General features: G+C 66.3%; 13 protein-coding genes. All 13 read right to left on the bottom strand.

Annotated features, from left to right (window positions below; genetic code table 11):
• Positions 1-4: 4 nt before the first annotated feature.
• The 13 genes from EJO71_RS25790 to EJO71_RS25730 are packed head-to-tail and all read right to left on the bottom strand — an operon-like array spanning position 5 to position 9,177.
• Positions 5-229, bottom strand: coding sequence for a hypothetical protein (locus EJO71_RS25790; RefSeq protein WP_125951311.1), 225 nt, complete (start codon positions 227-229; stop codon positions 5-7).
• 8 nt (positions 230-237) lie between these two features.
• On the bottom strand, positions 238-1,659 hold the full coding sequence (locus EJO71_RS25785) for a phage tail sheath C-terminal domain-containing protein (RefSeq protein WP_125951312.1): 1,422 nt from the start codon (positions 1,657-1,659) through the stop codon (positions 238-240).
• A 5-nt stretch (positions 1,660-1,664) separates the two neighbouring features.
• Positions 1,665-1,853: a DUF2635 domain-containing protein gene (locus tag EJO71_RS25780; RefSeq protein ID WP_125951313.1), complete on the bottom strand. Its 189-nt coding sequence runs from the start codon at positions 1,851-1,853 to the stop codon at positions 1,665-1,667.
• 13 nt (positions 1,854-1,866) lie between these two features.
• Positions 1,867-2,445: a phage protein Gp37 gene (locus tag EJO71_RS25775; RefSeq protein ID WP_125951314.1), complete on the bottom strand. Its 579-nt coding sequence runs from the start codon at positions 2,443-2,445 to the stop codon at positions 1,867-1,869.
• A complete protein-coding gene (locus EJO71_RS25770) occupies positions 2,442-2,894 on the bottom strand; it encodes a DUF1320 domain-containing protein (RefSeq protein WP_125951315.1) in 453 nt (150 codons plus the stop codon). Before EJO71_RS25770 ends, EJO71_RS25775 begins: the two co-directional genes overlap by 4 nt.
• Before the next feature lie 11 nt (positions 2,895-2,905).
• Positions 2,906-3,088 (bottom strand): hypothetical protein, encoded by a 183-nt coding sequence (locus tag EJO71_RS25765; RefSeq protein ID WP_125951316.1) that lies wholly within the window; start codon positions 3,086-3,088, stop codon positions 2,906-2,908.
• Positions 3,089-3,101: 13 nt separating this feature from the next.
• Positions 3,102-4,064 carry a phage capsid protein gene (locus EJO71_RS25760; protein ID WP_125951317.1) on the bottom strand — a complete coding sequence of 321 codons (963 nt, stop codon included), beginning with the start codon at positions 4,062-4,064 and terminating at the stop codon, positions 3,102-3,104.
• A gap of 27 nt (positions 4,065-4,091) precedes the next feature.
• Positions 4,092-4,469 carry a capsid cement protein gene (locus EJO71_RS25755; protein WP_125951318.1) on the bottom strand — a complete coding sequence of 126 codons (378 nt, stop codon included), beginning with the start codon at positions 4,467-4,469 and terminating at the stop codon, positions 4,092-4,094.
• A gap of 5 nt (positions 4,470-4,474) precedes the next feature.
• Positions 4,475-5,620 carry a hypothetical protein gene (locus EJO71_RS25750; protein WP_125951319.1) on the bottom strand — a complete coding sequence of 382 codons (1,146 nt, stop codon included), beginning with the start codon at positions 5,618-5,620 and terminating at the stop codon, positions 4,475-4,477.
• 56 nt (positions 5,621-5,676) lie between these two features.
• A complete protein-coding gene (locus EJO71_RS25745) occupies positions 5,677-6,213 on the bottom strand; it encodes a phage virion morphogenesis protein (RefSeq protein WP_125951320.1) in 537 nt (178 codons plus the stop codon).
• On the bottom strand, positions 6,210-7,391 hold the full coding sequence (locus EJO71_RS25740; protein ID WP_125951321.1) for a phage minor head protein: 1,182 nt from the start codon (positions 7,389-7,391) through the stop codon (positions 6,210-6,212). Before EJO71_RS25740 ends, EJO71_RS25745 begins: the two co-directional genes overlap by 4 nt.
• The gene (locus EJO71_RS25735) at positions 7,388-7,633 is read right to left on the bottom strand and encodes a hypothetical protein (RefSeq protein WP_125951322.1); all 246 of its coding nucleotides are present in this window, start codon (positions 7,631-7,633) and stop codon (positions 7,388-7,390) included. The genes EJO71_RS25740 and EJO71_RS25735 overlap by 4 nt, the downstream gene beginning before the upstream one ends.
• Positions 7,630-9,177, bottom strand: coding sequence for a DUF935 family protein (locus tag EJO71_RS25730; protein WP_164546898.1), 1,548 nt, complete (start codon positions 9,175-9,177; stop codon positions 7,630-7,632). The genes EJO71_RS25735 and EJO71_RS25730 overlap by 4 nt, the downstream gene beginning before the upstream one ends.
• Positions 9,178-9,288: the final 111 nt, after the last annotated feature.

The raw sequence follows: 9,288 nt of genomic DNA, 5'->3' as shown, positions 1-9,288 counted from the left end.
CTGTTCAAAAGCTCGTTGGCTTGGCGACCGAGCGCACCAGCCACATGAAGCCGGTCTGCAGTTCGGTCTTCGCTATCGCGGCTGCGCGGCCGTCGACTAGGCCGGTTGCGGCCTGGACGCGCTCCACGAGCGCTCCGACCTCGGCGGCCTTGACCTTGATCTCCTCGATCAGCGCCACCTCGTCGGCGCTGAGCTGGCGGTAGCCAGCGACTTGCGGTGTTGCACCCATGTTCGGCCTCACAGCAGGAGGTCGAGGCGACCTGCGAACACATGCAGCCCGTTGACCACGTCGGTCGGGATCTTGGCGTTCAGGCGATTCGGATCCTGCGAATCACGCTCGACCAGCAGCGCGTCCTTGTTCGCCTCCACGGCCTCGACGATCTCCAGCTCCTCGCACTTGAGCAGCACGTCGAGCAGCTCGCTCTTCACCTTGGCCGGCGTGCGCTCGCTGAGCTTGTCGCGCGGAAAGCGCAGCTCGATGCGCGTGCGGCAGGCCTTGGCCACGTAGTCCATCGTGCGGATGGTGGTGAGGTCCAGCCAGCTGATGTCGGCCACGCCGGCCGGGTTCTGCGTGTAGGTGGTGATGGCGCGCACGATCTGCACCACCTCGCCAGGGCCGACTTCCAGCGGCGTCACGCCGTTGTTCAGGGCCGACTCCTCCTCGGTACGCAACAGACGACTGGCGATCGGCGGCGGCGCCACGTTGACCAGCGCGAGCGTATTCAGCGGTCGAGCCGGGTCTTCTTCGCCCGCGATCACTGCGGCGTAGCCCGCCGCGACCTCTTCGGCTGGCGTGTATGTGCCTGGCAGGCACGCCATCGTCATGCGCTCCGAGTTGAGCAGCGGGCCGAGAGTGGTGGCAGTGGCCAGCGTGCTGGTGAGCGCGAAGACGCCGATCGCGCGCCGTTGCTCCATCGGGCCGCTGACGAAGTTCAGATGCGTGCGCAGCGGCAGCAGCGAGGCCTGCAGCTGGTACGAAGTCACCAGGACTTCGTGTCCACCTTGTGCCGCGGCTGCAAGCGGTGCCGTGATGTCGGCGTCGTTCAGACCGCCCGTGAAGGCTGTTGCAACGGCCGTCACACCGGTGGCGCTGGCCGTGGCGGCGAGCTTGACGTTGTTGCCCACCAAGCCCTTGTTGCGGTTCGTCAGCGTCACCACGCCGGCAACGGCTGCCGCCGTAACGGGCAGGTCGATCTTGGCGTTGATGGCCGCAGCGACTGCGGCCGCGATGATCGTCGCTGTATCTGCGGTCGCCACCGGCACGACCAGTTCGGTGGCAGCGATGTTGACGTACACCGAACCCGCATCAGCGGCCGGCCCGGTGTAGGTGATCGTCGCAGCACCGGCCACGCCGGCGGCGTTGTCCGGCACGGCCAGCACGAACAGCTGCAGGTAGGGGTTGGCGATGATCGCGCCCTTAACCATGCGGTGTGCCTGACTGCCACGACCGAACAGGCCGGCAGCGGTCTCGGCATCGAAAACCTGCGTGATGGAGCTGGCCAAGCCCACCGTGGTGGTCGTGATCTGAGCCACGATCAGCACGCGCTGCAGGTTGCTCGGCAGGGTGCGCACCGCCAGGCGGTTGTTGTACTCGAAGTACTTGCCCGGCTTACGGATGCTCGCAGGGATTTTTTCGAAGGAGATGTTGGGGCTGGACATGTGGATCAGTCCTTGTTGGTGGCTGCCGGCGCAGCCGACTTGGCGGGCTTGGTCACTTCGACCAGGTCACCATCCGCCAGCCGGCGGATGTAGTACGTGGTCATTTCCAGATCCACCGACATTTCGTCGGTGATGTACTTGCGCGGATCGTCTTCGCGCGGCACCTTCACGCCAGGGGCGGCTTTCACGAGCATTTCAAGGACTCCTTCAGGGTCTCAGGGTGAGCAGGTCACTGGTGTCGACTTCCTCGTCACCAGGCTTGATCAGGTAGTTCAGGCCGATTCGCAGCAGGTCATCACTGCCGCTGTTGTCGTCGGGGATCTCTTCGACCCACGTGGTGCTGAACGCCTGCGCATAGATCGCCATCGCGTCGCGCTGCGCCATGCCCTTCATCACCGAGCGGATCGCACCAGGCGTGAGCGGCTGGATCGCTAGCCCCAGCTTCTGGTTGGCCAGGGCCAGCTTGTTGTCTTCGATCAGCTGGTACACGCCCACGTCGCGCGCCAGCACAGGGCCGCCCATGCGGCCATCGTTCTCTCCGAGGGAGCGCTGCGCGCTCAGAACCTCGAAGGTGCCGGTGAGACGAAAGCAACGGCGGCTGATGCGAGTCGACTCGGTCACCTTGTCGAAGGTCACCCAGGCGGCCGGCACCGTGCGAACCCAACCGAAAAGCTCGTCGTCGAGCTGGGCGCCGTAGCTCTCGATCGTCAGGCCGGTGTAGGGCCGGCTGACAGCGCGCAGACGCGCCAGCATGGCTTGTTCGATCTGTTGGATGGGACTGGTCACAGCACCCCCGGCAGATCGCCGAACATCCGGTCGCCCGTGCGCACGGCCGTCGAGCCACCGGTAGGCGCGGGACCGCCGCTTCCAGCGAGCAACAGATCGCCCAGCAGGATGTCGCCCTTCGCAACACCTTCCAGGAAGCGCACGGCGTCCTTGTAGCGGTTGCGGATCTCCTCGGTGACCATGATCTCGGTGCCGGTGCCGTGGTAGCGGGCCACGTCGATCACCACCCGTTGCAGTGCCTTGGGCGTCGCGGCGGGTTGGCCATCCGAGCCGGCCAGCGGCAGCAGGTAGCGGCGACCCACGTGCCCATTCACCTCGTCCTCGGCCTCGGCCAGCAGCCGCGCCAACTCGACCAGGTCAGGCGACCCGGTCTTGGCGCGGTCGCTGAGTGCGACGGCTTCCCGCTCGCCCAGGCGGGCGATCAGGTCTTGGGGCGTGGCGTAGGGCATGTTGACCCGCCTTACTCGGCCTTGGCCGCGACGGGCTTGACGACCTGCGGGCCGATTTCGATCGCCTGCTCTTCGGACAGCTCGACCGTGTCGCCAGGCACGAAGTCCTCGTTGTCCAGCGACAGGTTGCTGAGCACCTCGAAGGTGGCGGTGGGGCCGGCCTCGGCGACGGTGCGCTTGTTGCGGGTTGCCATCGTTGTGCCTCCCTTACGCCACGGCGTTCTGAAAGAAGCAGCCGACCTCTTGGAAGGCCACCAGCTCCTTGACGTGCTCACCCACCCGCACCCATTCACCGCCGTCCAAGCCGATCTTGGCGTCGGGGATGGTGCCGGAGACCATGTCGCCCCACTGGGCAGTGAAACCGAAGGTCGGCAGACCGCCCTTCGTGTCGCGCACCGACTTGTCGACACGCAGGAAGGCCGCGTGCTTGCCCCACAACCGCGCATAGGCGGCCGCCTGGCCCTTCTTGGAGGCGTTGGCGAAGCTCTCGCCCACGTGCACGTCGTCCAGCTCCAGCAGGTCGGCGACGGCCTTGCGCTGGATCACACCCGCTGCGCCAGCACCGCCCATGCCCCGATCGGCGTTCAGCACTGCGGCGACCACCTTCGGATGCATGCGCAGCTTGGTCCACACGGCACGGCCCAACACGCCGACGTTGGGGCGCACCAGCATCGAGTCGAACATGGTCAGGATTGCGCTGACGGGATCGCTGTTGGCGTAGTCGCTCCACTGGCTAGTGCCGGCGAGCGTGGTGCGAAGGCTGGCAGCGTAGGTGCCGAGGGCGAAGTAGAGGTCCGCCACACGCTTCTCGCGAGCCATCCTGACCAGCAACGCGGTGCGCTCCGCCGCGGCATCGCGCGGATCGTAGTTGGTGCCCTGGGCGTTCTTGATGTCCTTGTTCGGCACCGGATCGTCGAGGCCGTAGTCCTCGGTGGAGTCGGTGACGTCGGTACCGCCGAACTCGACGGTGTTGGGCGAGCCCGTCCGGCCGACGCGCACGTCGGGGATCGTGAAGACCTCGTCCGTCGCGAACTTGGTGTAGATGAACTTCTCGGACGGCACCGGGATGCGCGGGCAGACGTCGTCGGCGATGAAGCCTGTGGGCTTGATGCCCATCGCGATCTGCGTGAGACGCGGCTGGACTGAGAACGGAGCGGTGTTGGTGCTCATTGGATTCCTTCAGGTTGAAAGTTCGGGTCAGCCTTGCATCACGCAGGGCGAGATGAAGACCGAGCCGATGTCGCCCAGGACGCCCGCGACCTCGGCAAAGCCGACGAGCCGCGCGTTGGCGCCTGCAGCCGGCGCAGCCACGATGGCCCGGCCACTGGCGTCGCTGGTGAGCGGATCACCTGCTGCCACGGCGCCGCCGTACTCGACCTCCGCGATGCCCAAGCGCACGCCATCGATGCGATCGCCTGCCACCGCAGCGGCGATGCGACCGGTGACGCCGACCAGCTTGTCGGTGGCTGCAGCGCCAGCGAGGATGCCGCCATCAGCCGCGCCGAACTTGAAGATGCGGTATGACGGGATCGCGCCCTCGGCGCTGTAGTTCTTGCTGAACAGTTCATTGCGCATCGCGCTCACTCCTTGTCGGTTCCGGCCTCGACGGCGTCGATCGCCTGGCCCATGCTGATGTGCTGGCCCTTTTCGGCCAGGCGGTTGCGGTACGCGGCCGCGCGGTCGGAGACCTGTCGGTCGGTCGGTGCCTTGCCGCCGCCGCCCTTGCCGGCGACCTCGGCGAAGCTCACGATCGCAGGCAGCGCCTGCAGCTGCTCGCGCAGCACCTCGTGCAGGGGGCGCGCGGCTTCGCCGTCACCGAAGCTCACGCATGCGGAGTCAACCGGCGTGGCGAGGTGGTCCAGCGAAGCTACGAGCACTTCTTTGGCACCAGCAGGCCAGCGGGCCTGGGTGATCAGCGTGTCGGCGAAGCTCACATGCTCCGCGTGGCGCGTGTCCGCTTCGCGCGTGCGCTCGGCGTTCTGCAGCGTCTGGATCTGCTGCCTGGCAGCGTCCAGCTCGGTCTGCAGCTGTTCGGGGGTCTTCGGTGTAGGCATGTGCTCCTGTTGAGTGACGGATCGGGGATCGGCAAATGAAGCGCTGCCGAAGGGGCGCTGAGAATCGCCTTGCTCGGCCGCGCGCTGACTGACCGCGCGCAAGCCGTCGATCTCCCAGTCGGGCAGCAGGCGGTCAGCGACCTCCTGCCCCTCCTTGCTGATGAGCCAGTCGCGCAGCCCACGGAACATCCGGGCGATGCCCGCACCGCTGAAGGCCGGCAGGTCGCCATCGGAAAAGGAAACCGTCACCACGCCATCGTCGGCATCCGCGAAGCTGATGACCTTCCCGTTCAGCCCCTTGAGCGCAGGCGTCGCTCCGCCCAGGTATCCGACGTGCCGCAGGTACCACTTCCCGGGCGTGGGGTTGTTGGGTGCGGTGGGAGTGAAGAAGCTGGCGCTGGGATGCTTGAAACGCCCTTTGCGCCGCAGTTCGTTGAAGTCAGGATCGACCTGATCTTCGACACCGACCAGCTTTCCATCGGCGAAGCTCAGCTTGTCGATGTAGCCAAAGGAGGGCGAATCCAACTTGGGGTGCCCGACCACGATGGGTGCTTCGCACAGGTTCGGGTCGTAGGTCTCCACGACCTGGCGCAGGACGTCCTCCGTGAAGTCGACCACCACGCCTTCGACGCTGGTGGCCTTGCCGACTCTGGAGATGTTGATGGTTGCCATGCCGGCGACTGTGCCGGCCGATGGTTCAACTGCGCAGAGTGACGCGCGTCACGTCATCACGGCGGGGATGCAAGCCCGTTGCGGGCGATGGCTCGGTTGTAGAAACGCTGCGACTCTTCGACGATATCGCGCAGATCTCGCGGCGTCATGCGCAGCGCGTTGCGCGCCGGGATCTTGCTGCCCGGGTGGTTGACCTGGCGCACCACGATGCCCCCGAACGACAGCGCGCGCTTGTTCCGAGCCCGGATCACATGCGGTTTGGTTTGCCCGCCGAGGAACTGAATGGCCGCGTAGACCTTGTTGGAGCCGACCGTGGCCGTGTTGGAGTCCGACTGCCGGACCATCGACGAGGCGAGCTGTCCCGAGCGCTGCAGGATCTTGCCCGGCCAGGTGCCTTCCTTCGCGCGGGCCATCTTGGTGCCCGGGTGCAGATCCACCCACGCAGGGCGTCCCTGCTGCTCGAAGTTGTCCTCGACGGCGCGCATCATGATCCCGGCCACCGAGCGCATGAGAGGCCGCTTGTCGGCCATCTCGTTCGCGGCGCGCTGCAGCGCGGCGAGCACCGGCTTGTATTCGATGCCGAACTGGATCACCGAGTCTTCGCCTTCCTCTGGAAGTTCTGCACGCGAGCGCCGCCAGGCTGAGCCTCCAGGTCGAGGGTATAGACGGCATCGGGCTCGTCCAGAACCAACCAGCGATCGTCGAGATCCGTCGTCAGCACACCGCGCTCGAGCACGTCGGGGATGCGGCGGTATTCATCCACGCCGAGCTTGGTCCGGGCAAGCTGCTGCCGCTTGAGCAGCTCGGCGCCCAGCGTGACCACCGCACCGTCGAAGTCCAGCTCGGCCTGGCGCGCGGGCGCCGCGATCCCGACTGGGAAGCTGCCTTCCGGTGCCTTCGCCTGGACGAAGCGTTCGAAGGCCGGCCCCTGCACGGCGGTCTCGACGTAGCGCTTCGAGAGCTGCACGTCGTTCGCGGCCAGTGAGGGCTGCCAGGTCGCGGCGCCCGGGCTGTTGCTGAAACCTGCATCCGGCTGGAACTTTCCGCCAGGCAACGACTTGTCGCTGTAGCGCGTGACGTTCGCGCTGCCGCCCGAGCGCAGTGGCACCTGGACCTCCTGCAGCTTGCCCTCGGTGCTGTCGACCTGCAGCTTGCGTCGGGTGATGTCGGTCTTCGAGAAGTTGCGCACGCGGCAGCGGCAGTTGAAGCCGCACGGCGGATAAAAGGTCTTCCAGCCCGGATCGTCGTACCGGAAGATCTTGCCGTTCATGGCGCGGTGCGCCGGCCGCGTCTTCGCGTCGAGGATGGCCACGTACTGCCAGTACGGCCGCTCCTCGGCCTCCTCGATCATGTCGGCATAGCGCCCGGCCATGTAGGCGCTCTGCATGTTGGTCTGAAAGATGGTTTTAAGGCGCGTGGGCGTCAGGCCCTTGGCGATGACGCCCTCGGCGTCGACGCGGCCGGCCGCCTGCAGCTCGGCCGTGGTGCCCGAGCGCCCCCACCAGCCCTTGCGCTGCAGCTCGGGCACCAGGCCGTCTTTCCACTGCTGCAGCGTCTGCCCATTCTTGAGCGCCTTGGTCAGCGAGTCCTGCATGTCCTGGAGCACGTCCAGCTTCGCGACGTTCGCGGCCGTGAAGCCGCGCGCATGCTGTCCGTCCAGCCACTCAGTCCACGGCCCGGTCACCTGGGCCTGCTTGGCCTGCAGGTGCGCGATCGCCTTCTCGGGAGGCAGGCCTATTGCGAAACTGGCATCTGCCGCAGAGATGGTCAATCGCGCACTCCCAGCTTGCGCTCCACCACACGGCGCGCCAGATCCGTGTTGTGAACCTTGCAGATGTGGCCCGCGATCTCGGCTGCTTGATCGCGATCGCGGTCGTTGTCGCTGAGCGGCGAGACCAGGTCAACCACGAACTCTCCGCCGGCCGGATCCTCGCACCCAGCGTTGATCCAGGTGCCATCGCCCCAAGGCGCACCGACCGGAAACCAAGGTTGGTCGATCACCGAGAGTTTCATTGGGCCTCTCCTTGAACCGAGTCGCGGCCGATCAGATCGGACACGAAGAACGCCTGCGTCATCAGCTCCTGCAGGTCGGTGGCGTCCATTTCGGGCCACGCCGCCTCAAGCGCCTGGCGCACCTCCTCGGGCGTGCGAGCCGCCTCGATCGCACGCAGGGCGGGAGCCAGCATCTTGCGCACGGCGGAGGTGATGGCGTCCGCCGGCAGTTGCTCGATCGCCGCGTCGACCACGGCCTGGTCGACGGGCATGCCGCCAGTCGGGCTGGTGCTGGCCAGGTCTGCAAAGCTGGCTGAGTCGCCATCGGCGGGCGGGCCGCCGCCGGTGCTGGCAGGTGCGGCTAGATCGCCAGGCTGCAGGTTGTAGACGCGCTCGAAATACTTGGGGGTGAGATTGGCGCCCGCACGCCGCAGTTTCTCGTCGCGGCCGGCCAGCACATCGTCGACCTCTTCCTGTTCCCAGAAGCAATACACCGGCGGCTCGGCGCCCGGGAAGTTGACCTCGCAGAAAAGGCGCACGAGCTGGTTGAGGCCATCACCAACCATTTCCGCGTCGTCGTCGCGCAGGTGCTCCTCGATGCCGGCTGCGGCCTCGGCGCTGGCCTTGTTGCTCTGCATCTCGACTGACTGGTTGTTGCCGAGCAGCGCGATGCTGATCTCGCTTCGGCAGAACATCAGCAGCTCCTTGTACATCTCGGCGCTGGCGGTGCTGCCGGTCTGCAGCAGCTCGACGCTGGCGTCATCGGGAATGACGGCCACCGCGTCGCGCACCATGCGTGCAAGCTTCTCCGCGAGATCGTTGACCTCCGTCTCCTTGGCCTGGCGCGGCAGCTTGCCCACAGCCCACGGCATGCCGTACTTCTCAGTGAAGGCCACCCAGAACTTCAGGCCTCCGCGCTTGAAGGCAACGGGCCAGAAGCATGCAGCCAGGTCGGCTTCGCCGAAAGGGTTCTCCCAGCTGCGCATCTTGCCGACCACGATGAACTTGCGCGGGTCCACGGGAATGCCCGCAATGTTGGATCTCGGCTTGAAGCGCAGCGATGCATCCGTGGCGTCGAAGCCGAACCATTCGCCCGGCTTGCAGATCAGGTCAGGCATCAGCAGGCCATCGGCCTGGCGCCACATCACCTCGCCAACGCGGTAACCGAAGAAGGCACCGTCATTGAGGTCGCGCACCAGCTGCTGGACGTTGAGCTTGGCGATCAAGGTGTTGCAGGCTTTGAGCACCCGCGCGGGCGTGTTCGAACGCTCCTTGTCGAACCCACGCTCCATTGCCAGCACCGCCGAGGACCGGCGGCGGCGGATACCCTTGATCAACGGGTCGACCAACAGGTTGCGGTAGACATGCTGATCCTGGCCCATCGCCTTCAAGATCGGGTCGGGGTTCGGCAACAGGCCCATGAAGCCGGACAGATCGCCAGCCGCCAGGCGAGTCGCGATCTGGCCGGACAGGCCGCTGGCGGTCTGCGGATCCTTGTCGGCAAACGACCGGAACTCGGTCGGGGAAATCCACAATCCGGAATTCATAGGCTTCCTCCGGTCCAAAAGTGCCCCGCCGGCGCGTTTTGGCGCCTTAAGTGCGCTTTCAAAGATTTTTCTGGGGGGATGGGTGCGTCAGGGGCGCCGAGGCACCGATTTGGGGCTGGCCGGAAATCG

The sequence above is a fragment of the Variovorax sp. 679 genome, assembly GCF_003952185.1.
Lineage (GTDB): Bacteria > Pseudomonadota > Gammaproteobacteria > Burkholderiales > Burkholderiaceae_C > Variovorax.
The sequence above is the reverse complement of the archived record's forward strand: the minus strand, read 5'-3'. Positions and strand labels throughout refer to the sequence as shown.